Raw genomic sequence first — 23,443 nt, forward strand, 5'->3', positions numbered from 1 at the left:
CTTCAGGGGCGCTAGTTTATTAAGGTTGGGTTGTTAGGGATTTAAAATGGTTGTATAGCGTGTTGCTGAAGCTGCTGTCGTAGGTAAATCGATAAAACTGTTTATTTACTGATGTATCAAAAGCCTTGTTTAGCTCAACTTCGGTTAGCAAGTTTGAGGTCACAAGGTAGTAGCTCGGTTGCACCATCTGGCTAGCAATCGGATCCTCCACAATTTCAGTGATAGTTAGCAGCTTGCCGCCGTTCGGACTGGTGCTAATGCTCCATTCATGTTGGCTTTCAGGCTGACCGAAGCTATCGAGAATGGTGAATTTATTCGTTGAGTCCTCAACGTAACTCTCGGGGTAAGCGAAGGGCCACAATAGCTCCACGATTAAGCTAGAGGAAAGCTGGCTCGCGGTTTCAACGCCCGTTTCATAGGTGATGGGATCTTCTTCGCGGCATAACACGTCGGCCGTTTGTTTAATATCCATGCGATATATTTGCGAAGGCCAACTGAGTGACGCTAGTTTAAGGTCGCTCGGGAGATTTGCCAGCAAATCCTGCCAGTCAGCGGCCGTGTTCTGATACTTATGGAAATTCATTTCGACAGGGACTTCAGTGCCGGCATAAACGGTTTTTAATTGATTGCCTTCAATCACAGGTTCTTTAAGCACATACCCTTGGTCGTTACGCGAGGCATTGATCCATTTTTTCATCGGCTCATTCCAACATTCGGTAGGGACTTCCTCTCCAGACGTGTTGTCGAAGATCATCACTGCGTCACCTGAAAATATGCCAGTAAGAGTTTGGTCAGCAGTACCATAATCTAAGCTGACAAAGTGGCTGTTGCGAACGGTGGCGATATTGAGCACATGAGATGCGTCGGTATGATTGAGCATGCTGCTAAACACTGTATCCCAGTCAGTGCTGTTCATCGCCTTACCATCAACCGGCGCTTCCATATAACCGAAGGACACTAAGGTGCTCTCCACCTTATCAGTGACGGCTACTGGATTGGTTTGCAGATAAGCCTCAGTGCCAAAACCATACCCTAGGATTAAATTCTCGAAGGCTTCAAATGCGGCGATTAACACTTCGATAGCCGCCAAAATTTCCACTGTGCGCTCGTTGGTGAGGTTTAACAGGTAATCGTGTAACAGCAGGGTGTCGAGAAATGTGGGTTGCAGGGTGATTTCGGGCGAAAGACTAAATAAATCGGCTTCGACTTGTTTAAATCCAGTGGCGTATAAGGATTTGAGTCTGGCACGGAACTCAATCACTTGCTGTGGCGTTAAGTCGGCCTCAATCATCTTGCGATAGCGTGAAAACTCAATATTGGTCAGCGCGTTGATATGACCCGCATGATCGGGCAGGGCAACGATATTCATGCCGCCAGTGGTGGCGTTAGTGTTATCTGCGGCGGAGCTCATCGCCAATGCTGAGCGTGCAGATGACGGTGCGGTATCAATCCAATTGGCCAACAGGTAATAGTTAGGTTTTTCGGTCTCGCTTTTCCAATCGATTTGATACTTACCGTCAGTGCCCGTAGTGGTGCTCGGTTCACCCTCTGAGCAGCTTAAGTCTTGGTTGAGATCGACGCACACGTTTGCCCCGGCGATAGCGCCGATATAAGTGACCTGACCTGTGACCTTATGTGCGTATTCAGTTGGAGGCGTCGGCTCTGGCGTCGTGGTGGTGTCATCTTTATCGTCTGAGCCAGAACATGCCGTCAGCAAACTGGTGGCGATCAGCAAAGAGAGTAGTTTAGGTTTAAACATCTTGTATCCTTACATCAATTCGGCAATTTCCATTGCACTGAGTTAGCGTGGAGTCATCTGATAACGTCGAGTATTCAACGTGTTGCAGTGTTATTCGTGGCCAAGCCAAATAGCATGAGCCTAGGTGACTAAGAAGGGCGCGAGTATCGGTCTGAGTGGATAAAAATCGACGCCGCTTGTGATAAAACATGCGGCTTGATGTGAGATCCCTTTCACGACAACGTTTGGCATCCTTCCGGTCAAAATGCGGCTGTTTTTAAATCAGTCTGCATTTTCGACAGCTATTTTTGCCTGTACAACCCATCGCCTCAATCACGCTAAAGTATTAACTTGTTTCATATTTGTTATTGCGCAATCCGTTTAGTGTTACTTTTCGCAGCAGTATTTCTATGGAGAGTAAATATTGATGCGTGTTTCTAAGCGGAGTTGTTTTGCGGGGTTATTGGCTATGTCGACGAGCCTGTTGCCATTGTCGTTGATGGCGGCGGATGAGGGATTATTTACGCCTTTTCCTACGGCGAAATTAAAGGATGAATTGACGCGCCATTATGCCGAATATCCCTTTATTATCAGCGCGGGTGAACAAAGATCTGACTATCGTTTTAAGCCTATCTTCGGTCAGGTCCATCAGCAAAAATATAAATTAGCGCCTGAATATAGCCCCGCGCATATTCTCGACAATTACCGTGAGCAGATTAAAAAGCTTGGTGGCGAAGTCCTATTCGAGTGTCTGCTTGAGGCCTGTGGTGATTCTCGCTTATTGCGAGAGAAAATTGCCCTGTTAGATGGTGTTATTGGTGTTGAAAGTGGTTACTTGTTTGCTCGAGTTAAAAATGAGCAAAAAGAGTTTTATACCGCCATACAAGCAGCAGTTATGGATGATTCTGCGGGTCTTCATATTACGACGCTCGAGGTGATCCCCGAGCCGTTAGATTTAGTCACAGTTAATGCTGCATTTTTACAGCAGGCGCCTAAGCAAATCGAGTTTAAAGATAATCAAAAGAAGGATACCAACGGCGCCGAGGATCATCCGCTTATCAGCCGACTAAAGGGAAGTTATATCCAGGACTTTAAACGCCAAGGCTTTGCCAGCACTGCCTTTGTGTCGTCAATGGATGCAAGCAATAAGCCTGTGCTGGTGGAGCGTGCGGGTAAGTTGACTCAAAATGGCTATTCAATACCAAAGGAATATTCGGGTTACGAGGTGTTCACTAACTACAAGGTGGCATTGGCTAAACTCGGATTCGAGACGCAATTTGAGTGTCTGGGAAAAGCCTGTGGTAGGGAGGATAGGTTTATCAAAGCCATTGATTCTCTGGTGAACATTGGTAACGAAGACAGCCAGTTTTATGCTTGGTATACCTTAACGCGCCCCGAGGGGAATGTGCATGTGAGCACTTATACCCTTGGTTATATTGATGGCTTATGGACCGACTTGCGGGTGTTAGAGGAGACTGAGCTTAAGGATGATCGCGTGGGGATCAATCTTGAGGCGCTGACCGACCAAATCGAAGCCAAGGGGCATGTTGCCTTAGAAGGGCTGTTATTCGAGTACGATAGCGACAAGTTGTTGCCCGAGGCGCAGCCCGTTGTCGAGGTGCTTGCCAGTTATTTAAAGGCAAATCCTAAGCGTGCATTTTATGTGGTGGGTCATACCGATGACAAAGGTAATCAAGCCTATAACCAAGGTCTATCCCAGCGCCGCGCGGTGGCGATTGTGAAGTTATTGACCACGAGTCATGGTATTCCAACTCAACAATTGGAAGCCGTAGGCATAGGTGAACATGCTCCCGTTGCTAGCAACAGTGATGAGGCGGGGCAGCAGCAGAATCGCCGTGTCGAGTTAGTATTGAGATCGGATACGAAGTAAACCCAATCGTTTGATTCAATAGATATAAAAATGGCGTCAACTCTTGTCGAGTTGGCGCCATTTTTGTTTATCTGTGATAGTTCAGCCGACGTCTCTGCCAAGCGATATTCAGGCTAAGGCTAAGATAGTGCCGGGAAGGAGAGTGAACTGCCAATTCCTAATGGCAGACCTAATGCCCAATATGCCAATAAGAAACCGCTCCAAAGCAGCAGAAAACTGATTGAAAACGGCAGCATCAGCGCCACTAAGGTGCCTATGCCGGATTCCTTAACGTATTTTTGGCAAAACACCACAATTAACGGAAAGTAAGGCATCAGCGGGGTAATGATATTGGTCGACGAGTCGCCCACGCGGTAAGCGGCTTGAGTTAAATCGGGCGATACGCCCAGTTCCATTAACATGGGCACCATGATGGCTCCAATCAAGGCCCATTTGGCCGACGCCGAGCCGACTAATAGATTGACGAACGCGGTGAGAAACACAATCCCCACTAATGTTACGCCCATTGGAAGCGCCAATTCTTTCAACGCCAACGCGCCTTTAATCGCCATTAATGCGCCTAAATTGGATTGACCAAAGGCATAAATAAACTGGGCGCAGAAGAAGGCCATGACGATGTAATAACCCATGCCGCTCATGGACTTACTCATGCCTTGAATAATGGCTCTGTGGTTGTTTGCCGTGCCCGCAACATAGCCATAGACTATGCCTGGCACGAGGAAGAACACAAAAATAATCGCCACAATGGAGCGCATTAAGGGAGCCGAGGCACTGGTTAGCGCGCCATCGGTACCACGCCAGGCAGAGTTGTCACCATAGGCGGTAAACACTAGCCCTAAGGCACATAACAACATGGCGCCCATGGCGAATTTGAGACCACGGCGCTCATGGGGCGCCAGCTCATCAAGCGTTGGCAACGTGCTGGGATCGCCATTCACCGCGGTACTTTTTAGGCGCGGCTCAATCACTTTATCCGTTAAGAACCAGCCAACTAAGATAATTAACACGGCTGAAGCAGACGTAAAAAAGATATTATTCAGTGGGTTAATCGTTAATGTGGCGGCCGCGGGGTCGGCCGATAATCTTGCCGCGGCCTGAGTTAAGCCCGCTAACATAGGGTCAAGGCTCGATGGCACACCCACTGTTGCAGAAAAACCGCCGGATACGCCAGCAAAAGCGGCGGCAATACCGGCTAGGGGATGACGACCCGCGGCATAGAAGATCACCGCGCCGAGCGGGATAACCAGTACATAACCCGCATCAACCGCGACATGGCTCAGGATACCCACGGCGATCAATACCGGGGTGAGTAACATCTTGGGGGTAACAGATAAAATCGAGCGCAGGCCAGCATTAATAAAGCCAGTATGCTCAGCCACGCCAAGCCCCAGCATAGCAACTAGTACAACACCGAGCGGTGGAAAAGTCACAAAAGTGGAGACTATGTTCGAGGTAAATGCCGTCAGTGCGCCGCCTTCGAGCATATTCACGACTTGAATGGGGTTGCCAGTACGAGGGTCGATTTCATCAAAACTGACACCCGATAATCCCCAAGAGATCAGCCAGACTAGGCCCAGAAACATCGCAAATAACACCGCCGGATCGGGCAGTTTATTGCCGACGATTTCGACGCCATTGAGAAATCGCTGGAATCCAGTGACAGGTTTATGGTTTTCCATTTGGGTGCCGCTTCCTAAAAAATGATGATTGTTATCTGTGATTATAAAAACGCAGCATTAATTTAAGCTTGGTTTAACTAATCGATAAGAAATAAAACACATAAAAATCTATCGCAGTGACTTTAGTGCGGCTGGCTCTGAGTCATGAAATCAACAGGCAAATAAAAAGCGCGGGTTCATCGCTGACCCCGCGCTTTTTACTCAACAATGTGTTTGATTACATTATCTAAATGAATCCACTACCCGCTTATGCCTTTGGGCCAGCGTTACGGATGGCATCTGACACTTGGTACTTAGCGAAGTTCTTAGTGAAGGCTTCGGCCAGTTTTTGGGCGTATTCGGCGTACAGTGCCTTATCGCTCCAAGTGTTCACTGGGTTGAGTAGGTTAGTGTCTACACCGGGTACCGCGACAGGCACGGCCAGATTCAGCGTGTCTAAGTGTACGGTTTCTGCGTTTTTCAGCTCACCGCTGACAATCGCATCGACGATGGCGCGCGTCGTTGGGATGTCGAAACGTTTACCAATACCGTGTGGGCCGCCAGTCCAGCCAGTGTTAACTAGGTATACTTGGCTACCGAATGACTCGATACGCTTCATCAGCAGCTCAGCATACACGCCCGCAGGACGTGGGAAGAAAGGCGCGCCGAAGCAGGTAGAGAAGGTCGACTGAATCGCCGAGGTTGAACCGATTTCAGTCGAACCGACTTTAGCGGTGTAACCAGAGAGGAAGTGGTAAGCCGCTTGCTCTTTGCTCAGGATAGAAACTGGTGGTAATACGCCAGACACGTCGCAGGTTAAGAACACCACTGCGTGCGGCTCGGCGCCACGGTTGTCTTCTTTACGCTGAGCGATATGCTCGAGTGGGTAAGCCGCACGGGTGTTTTCCGTCAGGCTGCTGTCTTTGTAGTTAGGCACGCGGTGTTCGTCCATTACCACGTTTTCTAGCACAGTACCGAAGCGAATCGCATCCCAAATCACTGGCTCGTTCTTTTGGCTCAGGTCGATACACTTGGCGTAGCAGCCGCCTTCGATGTTGAATACACCGCCTGGTGCCCAGCCGTGCTCATCGTCACCGATCAGGAAGCGTTTTGGATCCGCAGACAGCGTAGTTTTACCCGTGCCTGACAGACCGAAGAATAGGGTAGTGTCGCCGTCTTTACCTACGTTAGCCGAGCAGTGCATTGGCAATACGCCTTGGGCTGGCAGCAGGAAGTTTTGTACAGAGAACATCGACTTCTTCATTTCGCCAGCGTATTTCAGGCCCGCTAGCAACACTTTGCGCTCGGCAAAGTTTAAGATCACCGCCGCATCTGAATTGGTACCATCACGCTCAGGAACGCAGACGAAGTCTGGTGCGTTGATGATTTGCCATACAGGCTTGTCTTGACGGTTAAATTCTTCTGGGATGATAAAAAGGTTGCGGGCGAACAGTTGGTGCCAAGCGTATTGAGTCGTCACGCGCACTGGCTGGTAATGTTCTGGGTCTGCACCGACTTCGAGGTCAGATACAAACAACTCTTTATCGGCGAGGAATGCTTCTACACGCGCCCATAATCCTTCAAAAGCACCGGGTTCAAATGCTTGGTTGACTGGGCCCCATTCGATGTCAGCCGCTGAACTGGGTTCTTTAACAATAAAACGATCGCCAGGAGAGCGACCAGTGCGGGTACCGGTTTTGGCAACCAGCGCACCATTGGCGGTTAATTCACCTTCGCCGCGTAGCAGGGCAAATTCGACCAGTTGTGCTGTTGAGGGGTTGTAATGAACGCGGTTTAATCCATCCGCCATAGTGAGGTCTCCATTGACTTGTATTTGTAAGGTTATTTTTTATCGATCGTCTGCCGATTTTGTTTTTATTTATCGCCCGAGAGGTGCTAGGGGATAAAGTGTGCCGATTGTATCCTATCCGTGACTAAAGTGTGAGCTGGATCATTGAGGGGGGGACAAAAAAGGGCACCCTGAGGTGCCCTGCTAACAGTAAATGTTTTCTTACTGCTGGGTATTTGAAGCTGTGCCATTGGCATAGATTGCTGCGATATCAATACCATCAAACACATATTTGGCATTGCAGTATTCACAGCCCATTTCGACCTTTCCATCTTCCGCCAGAATAGCTTCCACTTCGGCTTGATCGATAGTCTTAATGGCTGCCGCGCTGCGCTCACGTGAACAAGTACATTTAAAGCAGACTTCGATTGGGTCGAACAGACGCACATCTTCTTGGTGATATAAGCGGTGCAATACTTCCTGCGCCTCTAAGGTGAATAACTCTTCCGCCTTGATGGTGGCAGTCAGCTGACACAAATGTTCGAAGTCGGCATTGTGGTCTTCTTGGCTTGGTAATACTTGCAGGAACATACCCGCAGCTTGCTTACCGTCGGCAAATAACCAGAGCGCGGTAGGTAATTGTTCTGACTGGTTAAAGTAGTCTTCCACACAGGCTGCTAAGGTTGGCTTGTCGAGGGCAACCACGCCTTGGTAACGCTCGCCTTCATCCGGTGTCAGGGTGATAACCATATAACCTTGGCCAAACAGATCGGCTAGGCTGGCATCGTCGGCTAACTCGCCATCCCAGCGGGCAATGCCGCGCAATTGCTGCTGGTTGCTACCATTGATCACCGCCAGTGATACAGGGCCGTTACCTTGCAGTTGCACGCTGATATCGCCACTGAATTTTAAGGTGGCGGTTAATAAAGAGGTTGCCGCCAGTAATTCACCCAGCAGGATTTGTAACACGGGTGGGTAAGCATGTGAGCCAATCACCTGTTGATAGCTGTCTTGTAACTGTACGAGTTCACCACGCACATCGGCATTGTCGAACAGGTAGCGGTGTAAAATATCTTGTATCATCTTGTATCTCGCTGTTAGGTAACTGTTGCGTAATTTTTAGCATTCTTTAAAACGGATAAGCGCTCGTCGTTGCTTTTTATCCGGTTTATGGTCGGGCGCAGGATTATTGAGAATATTCAATCGTCTTGCTTCGGCATTTACCGCACGCTTGGCTATACTCACGGCCGTTTCTTCGTACAATTCCTGTGCAATCGCTGCGCTTTGGCGTATTTCAGATAATTTTTTTATGACGATCTCTTTATCGTCATATCCCTGTCGTATCTTAAGGACGGCACCTATCTCGGCATTCTTACTAGATTTGGTGCGAGCACCGTTGTAATGTACTTTGCCGCCGTTGATCATTTCTTTGGCAATGGCACGGGTTTTATAAAAACGTGCGGCCCATAACCACTTATCGAGTCGAACGCTGTCACTGTCGCCTGAACTTTGCGCCATAGTGTCTCCAAGATAAAAGCTCGATGAGCTCACATGCTGAGCAATAAAATGCCTAAGTCGCATTACTATGATGTTAAAGGGTGGTGCGCTTCACACCCTTTTGAGGCGGGCAAAGTTAGCATAAATAGCCAATTTTCGCCAATTGCAATACTGTTATGGGGTTGTTGCCAAATGCGGCCTAGGTTAGCATGTGGCGAACATTATAATTTTTATAATCAGAACAGAGACCTGTATTGAGGGTCCACATAAATATGGATTTATTAGATAAAGTTATCGCTAAAGCTGCAGGTATTCCGCATAAGCCATTGAGCCAGATTGTTTTCTGGTTTGGTTTTATTCTGAGTTTACTCTTAGCTGCGCAAATTACATGGAAACTCGTGCCTACCACATCCTCTCCTACTGCCTGGTCGCCAACGGCTGTGACAACGACCGGAAAAGGTGCTGGCCAAATTGATATGGCAGGATTGCAACAGCTTGCACTTTTCGGCAAGGCCGATGCCAAATCGGATAAACCTAAGGTGGAAGTGGTTGAGACAGTGACCGATGCGCCTAAGACTTCCCTCTCTATTCAATTAACCGGTGTGGTGGCCTCGACCGCCGATCAAAAAGGTCTCGCCGTTATCGAGTCTAGCGGCAGCCAAGAAACCTACAGCCTAGGCGATAAGATCAAAGGCACTTCTGCTTCGTTAAAAGAAGTCTATGCCGACCGGATTATCATCACCAACGCGGGCCGTTACGAGACACTGATGCTCGATGGTCTGGTTTACACCAGCCAAAGCCCCGCGAATCAGCAATTACAGAAGGCTAAGAGTGAAAAGGCCGAAGTGGTTAGCCGCGTTGATCAACGCAAAAATACTGAAATCTCCCAAGAGCTGGCCGAATCCCGCAGCGAACTCTTAGCCGACCCCAGCAAAATTACCGATTACATCGCGATTTCTCCTGTTAGACAGGGCGAAAACGTCGTGGGCTACCGTTTAAACCCGGGTAAAGATGTGAACCTTTTTAAGCAAGCGGGCTTTAAACCCAATGACCTTGCTAAATCGATTAATGGATACGACCTGACTGTGATGAGTCAGGCGTTAGAAATGATGAGCCAATTACCTGAATTAACTGAAGTTTCCATCATGGTTGAGCGGGAAGGTCAATTGGTTGAAATCATGTTTAGTTTGCCGCAATAACACGCGTTAGAGGAAAGTAAAATAATGAATAACAAACGGATTCGACGCAAACTGATTGCTGGAGTTGTGGCTGGCGCCACTATGCTGACCTCGCAATTTGTTTGGTCTGAACAATATGCGGCCAACTTTAAAGGCACTGATATCCAAGAGTTTATCAACATTGTTGGTAAAAACCTGAATAAAACCATCATTGTTGACCCGACCATTCGCGGCAAGATCAACGTGCGCAGTTATGATCTGCTCAACGATGAGCAGTATTACCAATTCTTCCTCAACGTGCTGCAAGTGTACGGTTATGCCATCGTCGAGATGGAAAACAACGTCATTAAAGTCATTAAAGACAAAGATGCTAAAACCGCGGCGATTCGTGTTGCTAACGACAACGACCCAGGTTTAGGTGATGAAATGGTCACCCGCATCGTGGCGCTGTACAACACCGAAGCCAAGCAATTAGCACCGTTATTACGTCAGTTAAACGATAACGCCGGTGGCGGTAACGTAGTGAACTACGACCCATCGAACGTACTGATGTTGTCAGGCCGCGCCGCTGTGGTGAACAAGTTAGTTGAAATCGTTCGCCGTGTAGATAAGCAGGGCGATACCTCGGTACAAGTGGTGCCGCTCGAATACGCCTCAGCCGGTGAAATGGTGCGAATTATCGATACTCTTTACCGCGCGACAGCTAACCAAGCGCAGCTCCCAGGACAAGCGCCCAAGGTCGTTGCCGACGAGCGCATTAACGCCGTAGTGGTCAGTGGTGACGAAAAGAGCCGCCAACGCGTGGTTGAGCTTATCCATCGCCTCGATGCCGAGCAGGCCAGCACGGGCAATACTAAGGTACGTTATTTACGTTATGCCAAGGCTGAAGATTTAGTCGAGGTGCTGACCGGATTTGCGCAAAAGCTTGAGGGTGAAAAAGATCCAAGCGCCCAGGCTGGCGGTAAACGTCGTAATGAAATCAATATTATGGCCCACACGGATACTAACGCCTTAGTGATCAGCGCCGAGCCAGATCAAATGCGCACTATCGAGAGTGTGATTAACCAACTCGATATTCGCCGCGCCCAAGTATTAGTCGAAGCCATTATCGTGGAAGTCGCCGAAGGCGATAACGTCGGTTTTGGTGTGCAATGGGCCGCTAAAGCGGGCGGTGGTACTCAGTTCAATAACTTAGGCCCAACCATTGGTGAAATTGGCGCCGGTATTTGGCAGGCACAGGGAGAAGATGGGACAACTGTTTGTACCGAGAATGGCACTTGTACTGAAAACCCAGATTCTAGAGGTGATGTGACTTTACTTGCCCAAGCCTTAGGTAAAGTGAATGGTATGGCTTGGGGCGTGGCCATGGGCGACTTTGGCGCCTTAATACAAGCAGTATCGGCCGATACCAACTCAAACGTACTGGCGACACCTTCGATTACAACTCTAGATAACCAAGAAGCCTCGTTTATCGTCGGTGACGAAGTGCCGATTCTGACCGGTTCTACCGCCAGCTCAAACAACAGTAACCCATTCCAAACCGTTGAACGTAAAGAGGTTGGGGTGAAGTTAAAAGTTGTGCCTCAGATCAACGAAGGCAACGCGGTTAAGCTCGCCATTGAGCAAGAAGTCTCGGGTGTAAACGGTAATACGGGTGTAGATATCTCCTTCGCGACTCGCCGTTTAACCACCACTGTGATGGCTGACTCAGGGCAAATCGTGGTACTCGGTGGTTTGATTAACGAAGAAGTCCAAGAAAGTGTCCAGAAAGTACCATTCCTCGGTGATATTCCGGTACTCGGACACTTATTCAAATCTTCTTCCAGTAAGAAGACCAAAAAGAACCTGATGATCTTCATCAAGCCCACCATTATCCGTGATGGTGTGACTATGGAAGGCATCGCAGGCCGTAAATACAACTATTTCAGAGCATTACAACTTGAGCAGCAAGAGCGCGGCGTGAACCTAATGCCAAATACTCAAGTGCCAATTCTGGAAGAATGGAATCAATCTGAATATTTGCCGCCCGAAGTGAACGACATTTTAGATCGTTACAAAGAAGGCAAAGGGTTAGACACCCAGATGCGTGAAACGGACTCGACCCTCAAGTCGCTGGATGAAAACAAGAACAAAGATAAAACACAATGAGTGAAATACAAGTAACCCAAGTCGAGGATTTAAGCCTAGTTTCTAACGAACTAGGGCTTGAAGCCGAAGGTGATGAGGTATTTCGCTCCAGCAGCAAAGAGCGTTTACCCTTTGCCTTTGCCCACCGCCATGAGGTGATTTTAGCCTTTGGCGAGGATGGTGCCTTGAGCCTGTTTTATACCGCCAAAACCCCGTTAACGGCCATGCTCGAAGCGCGCCGTTACTCGGGTGTGGATTTGCCGCTGGTATTGCTCGAACCGGGCAAGTTTGAGGCGAAATTAACTCAGGCCTATCAAGCCAACTCCTCCGAAGCGCAGCAGCTGATGGAAGATATTGGCAACGAGATGGATTTATTCACCCTCGCCGAAGAGCTGCCGCAGACCGAAGATCTGCTCGAAGGCGATGATGATGCGCCTATTATCAAGCTGATTAACGCCTTGTTATCTGAAGCGATTAAAGAAGAAGCCTCGGATATCCATATCGAAACCTACGAGAAGCAGTTGGTCGTGCGTTTCCGTATCGACGGTGTGCTGAAGGAAGTGCTTAAGCCGAATCGTAAGTTGTCATCCTTGTTGGTGTCGCGGATCAAGGTGATGGCGCGTCTCGATATCGCCGAGAAACGTGTGCCACAAGACGGCCGTATTTCGCTGCGGATTGCGGGTCGTGCGGTGGATGTGCGGGTATCGACCATGCCATCGAGCCATGGCGAGCGTGTGGTGCTGCGTCTGTTAGATAAAAACGCCGGTAATCTGGATTTAAAACAATTGGGTATGACCGACAGTATCCGTGCCAAGTTCGACGAGCTTATTCGTCGTCCCCACGGCATTATTCTGGTCACAGGCCCTACGGGTTCCGGTAAGAGTACTACGCTGTACGCCGGGCTTACCGAAATTAACTCCAAAGATACCAACATCTTAACCGTTGAAGATCCGATCGAATACGAGTTAGAAGGCATAGGTCAAACCCAAGTGAACACTAAGGCTGACATGACCTTCGCCCGTGGTCTGCGTGCGATTCTGCGTCAGGACCCGGATGTGGTGATGATCGGCGAAATCCGTGACCTAGAAACCGCCCAAATTGCGGTGCAGGCATCCTTGACCGGTCACTTAGTGATTTCAACCCTGCATACCAACACGGCTTCTGGTGCAATTACCCGTTTGCAAGACATGGGCGTAGAGCCATTCCTAGTCTCATCGAGTTTGCTTGGGGTATTAGCCCAGCGTTTAATTCGTACTCTCTGTCCAAAATGTAAGACAGAGCATGTGCCCGATGCCCGTGAGCGTGAGCTGCTGGGAATGGCGGCAGACGATCATCGTCATATTTATCGCGCCAATGGCTGTAAGGCCTGTGGTAGCAGTGGCTACCGTGGTCGTACGGGTATCCATGAGCTATTGCTGGTCGATGATAATGTGCGCGAGCTGATCCACGGTGGACGTGGCGAACTGGCGATTGAGAAATATATCCGCCAGTCGGTGCCAAGCATTCGCCACGATGGCATGAGCAAGGTGCTCTCAGGTATCACCACTCTGGAAGAAGTCCTGAGGGTGACCCGCGAGGAGTAAGCTATGCCAGCATTTGAATATAAGGCGCTGGACGCCAAGGGAAAACAGCTAAAAGGGGTGATTGAGGCGGATACCGCCAGACATGCTCGTAGTCAGCTGCGTGACCAACGCATGATGCCGCTGGAGATTTTGCCGGTCACCGAAAAGGAAGCCAAGGCAAAAGGCACCGGATTCTCGCCCTTTAAACGCGGGATTTCGGTGGCGGAATTAGCGTTGATCACCCGTCAAATCGCCACACTGGTCGCGGCGGGCTTACCGATTGAGGAATGTCTCAAGGCGGTGGGTCAGCAATGTGAGAAGGCGCGCCTAGCCAGTATGATCATGGCGGTGCGCTCCCGCGTGGTGGAAGGCTATAGTCTGGCCGACTCTCTTGCCGAGTTTCCGCATATTTTCGATGACTTATACCGAGCTATGGTGGCCTCGGGTGAAAAATCCGGTCACTTGGAAGTGGTGCTTAACCGCTTAGCCGATTACACCGAGCGCCGCCAGCAGCTGAAGTCCAAACTGCAACAGGCGATGATTTACCCCATTATGCTGACCATTGTTGCCATTGGTGTAGTGTCAGTGTTGCTGGCGGCTGTGGTACCAAAGGTGGTGGGGCAATTTGAACATATGGGCGCCGAGTTACCCGCAACGACCCGTTTCTTAATTGCCGCCTCTGACTTTGTGCAAAGCTATGGCCTACTCGTGGTATTGATTATTGGTATTTTGCTGGTGGTGTTTCAGCGTTTACTTAAGTCACCGATTTTCAAGATGAAATACCATACGTTTTTGCTGAAAATGCCAGTGGTTGGCCGTGTGAGTAAAGGGCTTAATACCGCGCGATTTGCGCGAACTCTGAGTATTTTATCTGCCAGTTCGGTGCCTTTGTTAGATGGGATGCGCATTGCCAGCGAAGTATTGCAAAATGTGCGGGTGCGGGCGGCGGTAGATGATGCTACGGCGCGCGTACGGGAAGGAACTAGCCTAAGCACTGCGTTGACTAACACTAAGCTGTTCCCGGCGATGATGTTATATATGATCGCCTCGGGGGAGAAGAGTGGTCAGCTCGAAGACATGCTTGAGCGCGCAGCTGATAACCAGGATAGGGAATTCGAGAGTAATGTTACACTTGCCCTCGGGGTTTTCGAGCCGGCATTGGTGGTGAGCATGGCGGGGGTTGTACTCTTTATCGTGATGGCCATTCTGCAACCTATCTTGGCACTGAACAATTTGATTAGTGGCTAGTTTTTTAATTTATGGATTATTGCCTTGCAGTGTTCAAACTGAGAATGGCACAGGTTTTTTTAGGAGAAGTAGTCGATGCAAATGAACAAAAAGCACAAGGGTTTTACCCTACTCGAAGTGATGGTGGTAATTGTTATCCTCGGTATTTTGGCGTCTATGGTGGTGCCAAATCTGATGGGCAACAAAGATAAAGCCGACCAACAAAAAGCGGTATCTGACATAGTGGCGCTTGAAAATGCCTTAGATATGTACAAGTTAGATAACGGCATCTATCCAACCACTGAACAAGGTTTAGAAGCCTTAGTTCAAAAGCCGACAATTTCACCCGAGCCACGTAACTACCGCGACGAAGGTTACGTAAAGCGTTTACCACAGGACCCATGGCGCAATAACTACTTACTGTTGAGCCCAGGCGAAAACAGCAAGTTAGATATCTTTAGTGCAGGCCCAGATGGTCAACCAGGTACCGAAGACGATATCGGTAACTGGAACTTACAGAACTTCCAATAAGATGTTAAAGCTGCGCCACGCCGGCTTCACCTTAATGGAGGTGATGCTGGTGATTTTGTTAATGGGACTCACCGCGGCGGCGGTGACCATGTCTATTGGCAATTCTGGCCCACAACAGGCGCTTGAGAAAACCGCGCAGCAATTTATCGCCGCCACTGAGTTAGTGCTGGATGAAACCGTATTGAGCGGCCAATTTATCGGTATCGTGGTGGAAAAAACCAGCTATCAGTTTGTTTATTATAAAGATGGTAAATGGAATCCATTGGAGAAGGACAGGATCCTGTCTGAAAAACAAATGGAACCCGGAGTGGTGATAAATTTAGTGCTCGACGGCTTGCCACTCGTACAAGAGGATGAGCAGGATGAATCCTGGTTCGACGAGCCTTTAATCGAGCCTTCTGCGGAAGATAAGAAAAAGCACCCAGAGCCGCAGATTTTGCTGTTTCCGAGTGGTGAAATGAGCGCCTTTGAGCTGAGCTTTATGACCAAGTCAGACAAGGGGCCACTCGATGTGTTAGTGGTGGGCGATGCCCTTGGCCGTTTAACCCTAGGGCGACCCGATGAAATACGCTAAGGGTATGACCCTACTCGAAGTGATAGTGGCCTTGGCGGTATTTGCCATCGCCGCCGTTTCTATCACCAAAAGCTTGGGTGAGCAGATGGCGAATATGCCGATTCTGGAGTCTCGCACCCTTGCCCAATGGGTGGCAGACAACCAGATGGTCGATGCCAGGCTCGATCCGCAATTTCCGGAAATCGGTAAAAAAGAAGGGCAGGTAGAACTCGCGGGCAAGGATTGGTACTGGCGTAAAGAAGTGGTGAAAACCACGGACGATAACTTTCGCATGATCCGTATTAGTGTCAGCGAAGATGAACGTTATCAGCGTATTGCAGCACAAGTGAGCAGTTATGTCCTTAAAACAAACTAATGCTCAAAAGGGTTTTACCCTGCTGGAAATGCTGATCGCGATTGCGATTTTTGCCATGTTAGGTTTAGCCGCCAATGCGGTACTCAGCACAGTGCTGACCAATGACGAAGTGACAAAAAACTTCTCGGTGCGTTTAAAGGCACTGCAACAGGGCTTTGGCGCCATTGAGCGCGACTTGGGGCAGATGGTTGCACGCACACCCAGATTACTCGAAGGCGGCCGAGGCACCACAGTCTTCCAAACGGGTAACGATATTTTAGATTCGGAATCAGAGGCTTTAGTTTTTTACCGTTTAGGCTGGCTCAACCCAGACGGTTTATTGCCCCGTGGCAGCATACAGTCAGTCGCCTATGTTGTGCGTGAAGGAAGATTAGAGCGTTGGTACTTTCCGTACCCTGAACCCGAATTTGGCGCAGAGCCAATGAAGACTGTGATTATCGATAAGGTGCTCTCGGTCGAGTATTCCTTCTTTATGGAGGACAAATGGGAGCGCAAGATTGAGGCATCTAAGTTACCCAAAGCCATCGCAATGGAAATTGAGCTCGAAGGTTTAGGTAAAATCCAACGTAAGTTTATGTTGCCCTTGGGTGCGGCGGCGCCAGAGAAGTCCAATGAAGAGGACAACAAGAACGACAACGCCGATGATAATAAAGAAAATAACGGCGACCAAGAGAATAACGGTGATGGCACAGGTAATGGTGATCCCGATAAGGGCGACCCAGGCAATGAGGATGGCGCATGATAAAGCGAAGTCCGACTAAACAACGTGGCGTCGCGCTGATTGTGGTGTTGCTGATCGTGGCCATGGTGGTGATTATCGCCACCAATATTACCAGCCGTAATCAGTTGTCGATGCGCCGCACCTTAAACTTAGCCCAGTACGATCAGGCCTATTGGTACGCGATTTCCGCCGAAGAGCTGGCTAAGAAAATCCTTAAGCAGGACTTAGACGATTCGGAAGGCCGGGTACACAAGCAACAATATTGGGCCATGAGCGACGTGGTATTTCCGGCGGAATATGGTGAGATTGCAGGCAAGATCACCGATATGCGTTCGTGTTTTAACTTAAATGCTTTGTCCGTCACCACAAAAGATGTGGAAAACGGTCAACCTAAATTGCCGTTAGCGGCAAAGCAATACAAAGCGTTATTAGTGAGTTTAGGGATGGATGATTTTACCGCGGATCATCTGACCCAAACCTTAAAGGATTATATCGACGAGGACACGGTCGCTAGCCCATATGGCGCCGAAGATGCCGAGTACGAGGCGCGAAATGTGCCTTATCGCGCCGCAAATACCCTGATGAATCACAGGAGTGAGTTGCGGGCGGTGATAGGTTACACCCAAGATATTTATCTGAAATTATTGCCTTATATTTGCGTCATTCCAGGGAATGACAGGCAACTGTTAAACGTGAACACCATAGAGGTTGAGCAAGCGGCGCTGCTGGCGGCCATGCTGGATAATCAGATTTCGGTTGGCGAGGCCGAAAGCATTATCAACCAACGTCCCGGTGATGGTTTTGCCAAGATCGATGATTTTTATGAATCCTCCTCAATGGGGTCGATTAAGTGGGAAGATGCGATGAAGTCCAGTTTTGTGGTGGACAGTCAGTACTTCCTCCTCGCCTCGGGCGCTAAGGTCGACAACGCCATTTTTAGAATGGAGAGCGTGCTCAAAAAGAGCAGCGGTAACAAAATGGATGTGCTCACCCGTCAGTTTGGTGGACAAAAATAATAGCAAACAAGCTCAATCTTTTAAGATGGAAGCTGGTGGAGAAAAACTGTGAGTGAACGGCTATTTATTCGCTTAGGCAGAACCGCAGAGCAGGCATGCTCTTGGCTGGTTTGGTCCGAACAAGAACAAGAAATTATCGCCTCTGGTGAACTTGCCAACGCCCAAGGTTTATCAACCTTAACCGAGCGCGCGGGAAATCGGCCTATCGATGTATTGGTGCCAGCCTCCGCCATGACGCTCACCAGCGTGAATCTGCCCGAAAAGGGCCAACGCCAGGCCTTAAAAGCCCTGCCTTTTATGCTGGAAGAAACCATCGCCGATGATGTGGATGCGATGCACTTTACCGTTGGCCCACGCAATGGCGATGCCCTCAGCGTGGTAGCCGTTGCCCATGAGCAAATGCAAACTTGGCTTAGCTGCTTGGCTGAAGCGGGTTTAAAAGTGAAGCGTATCGTGCCCGATTGCCTCGCCTTGCCATTGCAGGAATGCCAATGGGCGGCAATGCGTTTCGGTAACGAGTTATTACTGCGTACAGGATTAGGAACCGGCCATAGCCTGCCTTTACCTTGGCTGCCAGTTGCGATGAAGCAACTGACGGCACAGGCCGACGAAGTGTCGGTCGCCAGTTACACTGAGATGGAGCTGGACGGCGTTGAGCTTAAGCCACAGCCGCTCGATTTACCTATGTTAGTACTGGCGCGTGGCATCTTACATGCGCCCATCAACTTACTCACGGGTGTGTATACGCCGAAGCGCGAATACAGTAAGCATCTGTTGCAATGGAAAAATGCCGCAATCGTGTTAGGTGTTGCCATTGTCTTGTCCCTAGTGAATAAGGGCTTAACTATTCATCAAGTGAATGGCCAGATTGCCGATCTGAAGGCGCAGAGTGAAGCCATTTATCAACAAGTGGTGCCGGGGAATTCACGCATTGTGAATCTACGTTCGCAGATGGAAAGCCAACTGCGCGCACTCCAAGGCCAAGGCAGTGGTGCTGAGTTTTTTGCGATGCTCGATGGTTTACAGGACGCCTTTAAACAAGTGCCCGAGCTGAAACCAAACACCCTAAGATTTGAGAGCGCCCGTAATGAAATCCGTATGCAAGTCACGGCCAAGAATTACGCGCAAATTGAGAAGTTTAAAGAGATTGTCGGCCGTCGCTTCCAAATGGATGGCGGTACGATGAACAGCGGTGAAGATCAGGTCACCAGTACCTTAACCTTGAGGAGCAAATAAGATGGATAATTTGCGGACTTGGTGGCAAGGGCTTGCATCGCGCGAGCAGCAAATCGTCGGCTTCGGCGCCGTTTTCTTAGTGATCGGCGTGTTTTACTGGGGCATCTGGACACCCATTGCCAATGCCGAAGCCAATGCTCTGCGCAACCTAACGGCGCAGCAGCAGACACTGACCTATGTAAAGCAAACGGCGAATAAAATCGCTGGCTTAAAACAAAGCGGCGCTAAACCGACAATGTCAGGCAGCTTAAGCTCGGTCGTTAACCAAACAGCGGGTACTTACGGATTAGTGATCACTCGTATGCAGCCTCAGGGCGATAAAATCCAAGTGTGGATGGATGATGTGCCATTCGATGCCTTACTCAATTATTTGAGTGACTTAGTGCAGAAAAAAGGCCTATCACTTGAGAGTGTTGATTTGGCAGAGGCCGACGCGGCTGGCTATGTCAAAGTAAGACGTATCCAACTAGCGCAATAGGTTAAGGTGTAGCTGTGAGTTTGATAAAAAAAATCATTATAGGTGTACTGGTTTATTTAGTGTTTTTACTGGCGTTATTTCCCGCCAGTGTTGCTGTGCGCCTCGCACCACTGCCTGCAAATGTGGGGATTTCTGGCGTGAGTGGCAGTATTTGGTCTGGCAGCATAGAAACCTTAAATCTGCAGCAACGCCAATTGGAACAAGTACGCTGGGAGCTGAGCCCTTGGGCGTTGTTTTTAGGTAAAGTGAAGCTGGATTTTCAAGTGGGTAGCCGTGCAACTCCAGTGAGTGCCAAAGGGTTAATCACTTGGTCTATGGGCGGTATCAGCGCTCAAGGATTGCGTTTTGAAGCGCCCGATAGTTTCTTGATTGGCAATGCTAAACTGCCCTTTAGAACCGAAATTAACGGTGAAGTCAGCCTGCTGGTGGAAATCCTAGAGCAAGGTAAACCTTGGTGCGAGCAGTTATCGGGCAAGCTGTTTTTAAATCAAACCGATGTGAAGAACCAATTCGGTAATTATCCACTGGGTAATATCGAACTGGGGCTGAGTTGTGTTGAGGGTAAAGCCCAGCTTGCTACCGATGAGAGCAAAAACCAGTTGGGGATTATCGGCACGCTGCAGCTAGATGAAGGCAATATGGTCAAGGTTGCCGCTAAGATTAAAGAAACCAACGAACAGCCAGAAGATATGCGTAAATCCCTCGGTATGCTCGGCAAGCGTGGTAGCGATGGTTACTTCCCTGTGGTTTATCAAGGCCGTATTCCAGGGCTTTAATCTTAGATAAGCTTGTGCATGATTCGATAAAGGCACCTTAGGGTGCCTTTTGTATCTTAAGGGATTAACCCGCCAGATCGGCAAACAGCAGACGATAGTCGCTAATAGCAGGAAAATCATTGAAGGTTTTAGCCGGTTTTTGGCTATCGGGATTGCTGATCCCCAGCTGATGCCCCACGCCCGCTAAGCGCGCCGCATTTAAAATAGGCTCGCTATCATCGATAAACAGGCAGCGCTCTGGCACTAGGGCGAATTTTTCAAATAGCGTTTGCCAAAATTGTGGGTGTTCCTTGGGATAACCCGTTTCATGGCTTGAAATCATCGCATCTAAGCCGCTAGCCAGTTCAGTGTGCTCCAGCTTAAGCGCAAGACTCTTAGGGTGGGCATTGGTGACTAAGATACGTTTTTTCCCTGCGGCGGCGAGGGCATCGAGAAAAGGCATACTGTCTTGGCGCAGCTGAATACGGTCAACTAAGTTACGGTGAAGCCCCATAATGTCGAGCTGCAGCTCGGATTGCCAATAATCGAGGCAATACCAATCTAACGTGCCCGCGACTCTGCCGTAGGCTTGTTCTACCAGTTGTTGTGCCTGGCACTGGCTTAATCCCCGTTGCTTGCTCAGCTCCTGCGGCACCAGACTCAACCAAAAATGGTTATCAAAGTGCAGGTCGAGCAGGGTGCCATCCATATCGAGCAGTACTGTATCAATCTTCTTCCAGTCAAACATGGGATGTCCTGTGTGGTTAACATATGCTTGGAAAGCGGTGGTTAGCAATTCCGAACAAATAAATATGTTTTCAGATGTATTGGCTTTGCGTCATTTTTATTTGGTAGTTATTTTGTTTCTTGTTTAATAGGTCAGTCGAAAAGATGAAACCGTAAACTCTACTCTATCTTGGGTAACCTCCCTAGATTGTGTGAGTAAGAGCTCAATTTATTCACATAGGTTAATTTTACCCAGATTTTAGTTATGTATCTTAATAGGTCTGTTCGACATTTCTATAAATAATGATTTCAAAGTACAAGGGGCTGAATGACGACTCACTTGCATTTTATTTCGGGTTTACCTCGTTCAGGGCCAACATTACTTGTGGGAGTTTTGAGTCAAAACCCATATTTCCTTACTTCACAACTGCAATAAGTTGTCCTGATGCTAATGGAGGCGGCGGAGGCTTGCAGCATCAAGGCTGGCGTTTTGAGGTGCCCGTTGGCTTGTTCCATTGGCAAGCGGATATTAGTAGTAGCATGGGCAATACCACGATCAAGACCGACTTAGATGGCACCGATTGGTATGCGGGAGTGCGTTTCAGTTACCAATTTAGTGATGCTTGGTCTGTAGGTTTAGGATATCAATACATTGATATTGAACCGAATGACCTATTGAGCTATCAACTCAATCTGCGTTATCAGTTTTAGTTTATGTCGACATTAAAAGGGGCTTAGCCCCTTTTTTGTTGGTGAGTTTTCGCGATAAAAAGCGGAAAGTTTTAACCGCTTCTCCTTTGTCGTGGCTGAGTATGTGATTTAAATCCCATGGCTTGGATGGTGGTCTTTGGAATAGCCGCACTAAATTCAGGTTGTAGATTAAAGACAGGATAGTAAGATTGTCACTTATCCTAGTTAGTTTGTTGCTATTTTTATCCAGGGGCAGTTATGTCGCAGCGGCACCATAAGCCGGAAATCTTACATACCGAAGTTGTCGCTAAGAGCCGCTTGTTTCAAATCGAACAGGTCCATCTTAAATTCTCCAACGGTGTCGAGCGCCAGTATGAGCGGATGAAAGGTGGTAGTCGTGGCGCTGTGATGGTGGTGCCCATTCATCAAGGCAACATGCTGTTAGCCCGTGAATATGCCGCTGGCACCGACAATTACGAGCTAGGTTTTCCTAAGGGATTAATCGACCCAGGTGAGCAAGCTATCGAAGCGGCCAATCGAGAATTGCAGGAAGAAATCGGTTTTGGGGCGCGTAAGCTGACACTGTTGAAAGAACTTAGTCTTGCACCGGGTTATTTCTCTAGCAAGATGCAAATTTTCATAGCAGAAGATTTATATGAAAGCCGCCTCGAAGGCGATGAGCCAGAACCCATAGATGTGGTGCCTTGGGCATTGGCCGAGTGGGAAGCGTTACTCGATAATAGCGATTTTTCCGAATCTCGTAGTGTGAGCGCATTGTTTTTAGCGCAGAAACACTTACAACTTAAATAATCTTTTTCGTTAAAGCGTTCAGCAACTGAGTGCTTGTAAATCATTCGCGAAGTTTGCGATTGGAGTGGTTATGAAGCCAGAAGAGTTAATCGACGAGGTGATTGCGATAGCAACGGATGCGGGTCGCACTATTCGTGAGATTTACCTCAAGGGTAATTTTGAGCGAGAAACCAAGTCTGATAATACCCCCGTCACCTCGGCGGACTTAGCGGCGAATAAGCTCATCTGTGAGCGCTTAGCCGCATTGACGCCCGATATTCCTATCCTGTCTGAAGAGGCTGCCGATATTCCCCTAAGCGTGCGCGAAGGCTGGAAACGTTATTGGTTAGTCGACCCTCTCGATGGTACGGGGGAGTTTATTGCAGGTAGTGGTGACTTTTCGGTGATCATCGCGCTGGTGGAACACAATCGTCCAGTAATGGGTGTGGTGTATGTGCCGATGACGCAGGTGTGTTACTACGCTATCGCTGGATTAGGTGCCTATAAACGGACCGATAAGCAAGAAGTGCGTATTAGCAGTCGGCAAATTCAGCACCGTGAACAAGTTTCTCTTAGGTTAGCTGTGAGTCGTCGTCAGGACCCTCAATCTGTGTTGACCCTGTTCAATCAGCCTAAGCACTGTGAGCTGGTGGTCATGGGCGGTGCGGCCTTGAAGAGTTGTCTTGTTGCCGAAGGACGCGCCGATTGTTATGTGCGAGTCGGGCCTACGGGAGAGTGGGACACCGGCGCCGCGCAGATCATTATTGAGGAAGCGGGTGGCCAGCTCATGGATACCGAACTGCAACCTTTGACTTATAACGAGCGTGAGACGCTTGAAAATCCCAACTTTATTGTTGTTGGTGCGCCCAATTTAGAGTGGGATAAAATTTTAATTGGTGAATAGT

Annotated in this window: 21 protein-coding genes and 1 pseudogene; 16 read left to right on the forward strand and 6 right to left on the reverse strand. The window is 48.8% G+C overall.

Translation table 11 applies throughout. From position 1 onward, the window contains the following. Nucleotides 1-19: 19 nt before the first annotated feature. Nucleotides 20-1,759 carry a hypothetical protein gene (locus tag SHEWMR4_RS00780; RefSeq protein ID WP_011620982.1) on the reverse strand — a complete coding sequence of 580 codons (1,740 nt, stop codon included), beginning with the start codon at nucleotides 1,757-1,759 and terminating at the stop codon, nucleotides 20-22. A 406-nt stretch (nucleotides 1,760-2,165) separates the two neighbouring features. Here SHEWMR4_RS00780 and SHEWMR4_RS00785 point away from each other — a divergent pair, with 406 nt between their 5' ends. Further along, on the forward strand, nucleotides 2,166-3,629 hold the full coding sequence (locus SHEWMR4_RS00785) for an OmpA family protein (RefSeq protein ID WP_011620983.1): 1,464 nt from the start codon (nucleotides 2,166-2,168) through the stop codon (nucleotides 3,627-3,629). Between the two features lie 119 nt (nucleotides 3,630-3,748). Here SHEWMR4_RS00785 and SHEWMR4_RS00790 read toward each other — a convergent pair whose 3' ends face one another. The 4 genes from SHEWMR4_RS00790 to hslR all read right to left on the reverse strand — a co-directional run bounded on the left by SHEWMR4_RS00790 (nucleotide 3,749) and on the right by hslR (nucleotide 8,594). Then, nucleotides 3,749-5,308, reverse strand: coding sequence for an AbgT family transporter (locus tag SHEWMR4_RS00790; RefSeq protein ID WP_011620984.1), 1,560 nt, complete (start codon nucleotides 5,306-5,308; stop codon nucleotides 3,749-3,751). Nucleotides 5,309-5,555: 247 nt separating this feature from the next. Further along, nucleotides 5,556-7,097: a phosphoenolpyruvate carboxykinase gene (locus SHEWMR4_RS00795; protein ID WP_011620985.1), complete on the reverse strand. Its 1,542-nt coding sequence runs from the start codon at nucleotides 7,095-7,097 to the stop codon at nucleotides 5,556-5,558. 201 nt (nucleotides 7,098-7,298) lie between these two features. Beyond that, complete coding sequence (hslO, locus tag SHEWMR4_RS00800) at nucleotides 7,299-8,159, reverse strand: Hsp33 family molecular chaperone HslO (protein ID WP_011620986.1); 861 nt, start codon at nucleotides 8,157-8,159, stop codon at nucleotides 7,299-7,301. Between the two features lie 36 nt (nucleotides 8,160-8,195). After that, nucleotides 8,196-8,594 (reverse strand): ribosome-associated heat shock protein Hsp15, encoded by a 399-nt coding sequence (gene hslR, locus SHEWMR4_RS00805; RefSeq protein WP_011620987.1) that lies wholly within the window; start codon nucleotides 8,592-8,594, stop codon nucleotides 8,196-8,198. Between the two features lie 251 nt (nucleotides 8,595-8,845). Here hslR and gspC point away from each other — a divergent pair, with 251 nt between their 5' ends. The 12 genes from gspC to SHEWMR4_RS00865 all read left to right on the forward strand — a co-directional run bounded on the left by gspC (nucleotide 8,846) and on the right by SHEWMR4_RS00865 (nucleotide 20,354). Then, complete coding sequence (gene gspC / locus SHEWMR4_RS00810) at nucleotides 8,846-9,772, forward strand: type II secretion system protein GspC (RefSeq protein WP_011620988.1); 927 nt, start codon at nucleotides 8,846-8,848, stop codon at nucleotides 9,770-9,772. A 24-nt stretch (nucleotides 9,773-9,796) separates the two neighbouring features. Beyond that, entirely contained in the window at nucleotides 9,797-11,899 is a 2,103-nt protein-coding gene (gene gspD, locus SHEWMR4_RS00815) for a type II secretion system secretin GspD (RefSeq protein WP_011620989.1), read from the forward strand. Further along, nucleotides 11,896-13,461, forward strand: a complete 1,566-nt coding sequence (gspE, locus tag SHEWMR4_RS00820) for a type II secretion system ATPase GspE (RefSeq protein ID WP_011620990.1) — start codon at nucleotides 11,896-11,898, stop codon at nucleotides 13,459-13,461. Before gspD ends, gspE begins: the two co-directional genes overlap by 4 nt. A 3-nt stretch (nucleotides 13,462-13,464) precedes the next feature. Continuing rightward, on the forward strand, nucleotides 13,465-14,688 hold the full coding sequence (gspF, locus tag SHEWMR4_RS00825) for a type II secretion system inner membrane protein GspF (protein WP_011620991.1): 1,224 nt from the start codon (nucleotides 13,465-13,467) through the stop codon (nucleotides 14,686-14,688). Nucleotides 14,689-14,763: 75 nt separating this feature from the next. Then, a complete protein-coding gene (gene gspG / locus SHEWMR4_RS00830) occupies nucleotides 14,764-15,198 on the forward strand; it encodes a type II secretion system major pseudopilin GspG (protein WP_011620992.1) in 435 nt (144 codons plus the stop codon). A gap of 1 nt (nucleotide 15,199) precedes the next feature. Then, on the forward strand, nucleotides 15,200-15,772 hold the full coding sequence (gspH, locus tag SHEWMR4_RS00835) for a type II secretion system minor pseudopilin GspH (protein WP_049764449.1): 573 nt from the start codon (nucleotides 15,200-15,202) through the stop codon (nucleotides 15,770-15,772). After that, a complete protein-coding gene (gene gspI, locus SHEWMR4_RS00840) occupies nucleotides 15,759-16,127 on the forward strand; it encodes a type II secretion system minor pseudopilin GspI (protein WP_011620994.1) in 369 nt (122 codons plus the stop codon). Before gspH ends, gspI begins: the two co-directional genes overlap by 14 nt. After that, nucleotides 16,108-16,869: a type II secretion system minor pseudopilin GspJ gene (gene gspJ / locus SHEWMR4_RS00845; RefSeq protein ID WP_011620995.1), complete on the forward strand. Its 762-nt coding sequence runs from the start codon at nucleotides 16,108-16,110 to the stop codon at nucleotides 16,867-16,869. Before gspI ends, gspJ begins: the two co-directional genes overlap by 20 nt. Then, complete coding sequence (gene gspK / locus SHEWMR4_RS00850) at nucleotides 16,866-17,864, forward strand: type II secretion system minor pseudopilin GspK (RefSeq protein ID WP_011620996.1); 999 nt, start codon at nucleotides 16,866-16,868, stop codon at nucleotides 17,862-17,864. The genes gspJ and gspK overlap by 4 nt, the downstream gene beginning before the upstream one ends. A 48-nt stretch (nucleotides 17,865-17,912) precedes the next feature. Then, nucleotides 17,913-19,100, forward strand: a complete 1,188-nt coding sequence (gspL, locus tag SHEWMR4_RS00855) for a type II secretion system protein GspL (protein ID WP_011620997.1) — start codon at nucleotides 17,913-17,915, stop codon at nucleotides 19,098-19,100. Nucleotide 19,101: 1 nt separating this feature from the next. Continuing rightward, the gene (locus tag SHEWMR4_RS00860) at nucleotides 19,102-19,578 is read left to right on the forward strand and encodes a type II secretion system protein M (protein ID WP_011620998.1); all 477 of its coding nucleotides are present in this window, start codon (nucleotides 19,102-19,104) and stop codon (nucleotides 19,576-19,578) included. A 14-nt stretch (nucleotides 19,579-19,592) separates the two neighbouring features. Beyond that, complete coding sequence (locus SHEWMR4_RS00865) at nucleotides 19,593-20,354, forward strand: type II secretion system protein N (protein WP_011620999.1); 762 nt, start codon at nucleotides 19,593-19,595, stop codon at nucleotides 20,352-20,354. A gap of 64 nt (nucleotides 20,355-20,418) precedes the next feature. Here SHEWMR4_RS00865 and yrfG read toward each other — a convergent pair whose 3' ends face one another. After that, a complete protein-coding gene (gene yrfG / locus SHEWMR4_RS00870) occupies nucleotides 20,419-21,081 on the reverse strand; it encodes a GMP/IMP nucleotidase (RefSeq protein ID WP_011621000.1) in 663 nt (220 codons plus the stop codon). Nucleotides 21,082-21,527: 446 nt separating this feature from the next. Here yrfG and SHEWMR4_RS21015 point away from each other — a divergent pair. The 3 genes and pseudogenes from SHEWMR4_RS21015 to cysQ all read left to right on the forward strand — a co-directional run. Then, nucleotides 21,528-21,770 (forward strand): annotated as a pseudogene (locus SHEWMR4_RS21015) (hypothetical protein); the annotation flags it as partial. Nucleotides 21,771-22,007: 237 nt separating this feature from the next. Beyond that, the gene (gene nudE, locus SHEWMR4_RS00880) at nucleotides 22,008-22,559 is read left to right on the forward strand and encodes an ADP compounds hydrolase NudE (protein ID WP_011621002.1); all 552 of its coding nucleotides are present in this window, start codon (nucleotides 22,008-22,010) and stop codon (nucleotides 22,557-22,559) included. A gap of 70 nt (nucleotides 22,560-22,629) precedes the next feature. Continuing rightward, nucleotides 22,630-23,442, forward strand: a complete 813-nt coding sequence (cysQ, locus tag SHEWMR4_RS00885) for a 3'(2'),5'-bisphosphate nucleotidase CysQ (protein WP_011621003.1) — start codon at nucleotides 22,630-22,632, stop codon at nucleotides 23,440-23,442. Nucleotide 23,443: the final 1 nt, after the last annotated feature.

Origin of the sequence: Shewanella sp. MR-4 (genome assembly GCF_000014685.1) — a bacterium.
Classification (GTDB): domain Bacteria; phylum Pseudomonadota; class Gammaproteobacteria; order Enterobacterales; family Shewanellaceae; genus Shewanella.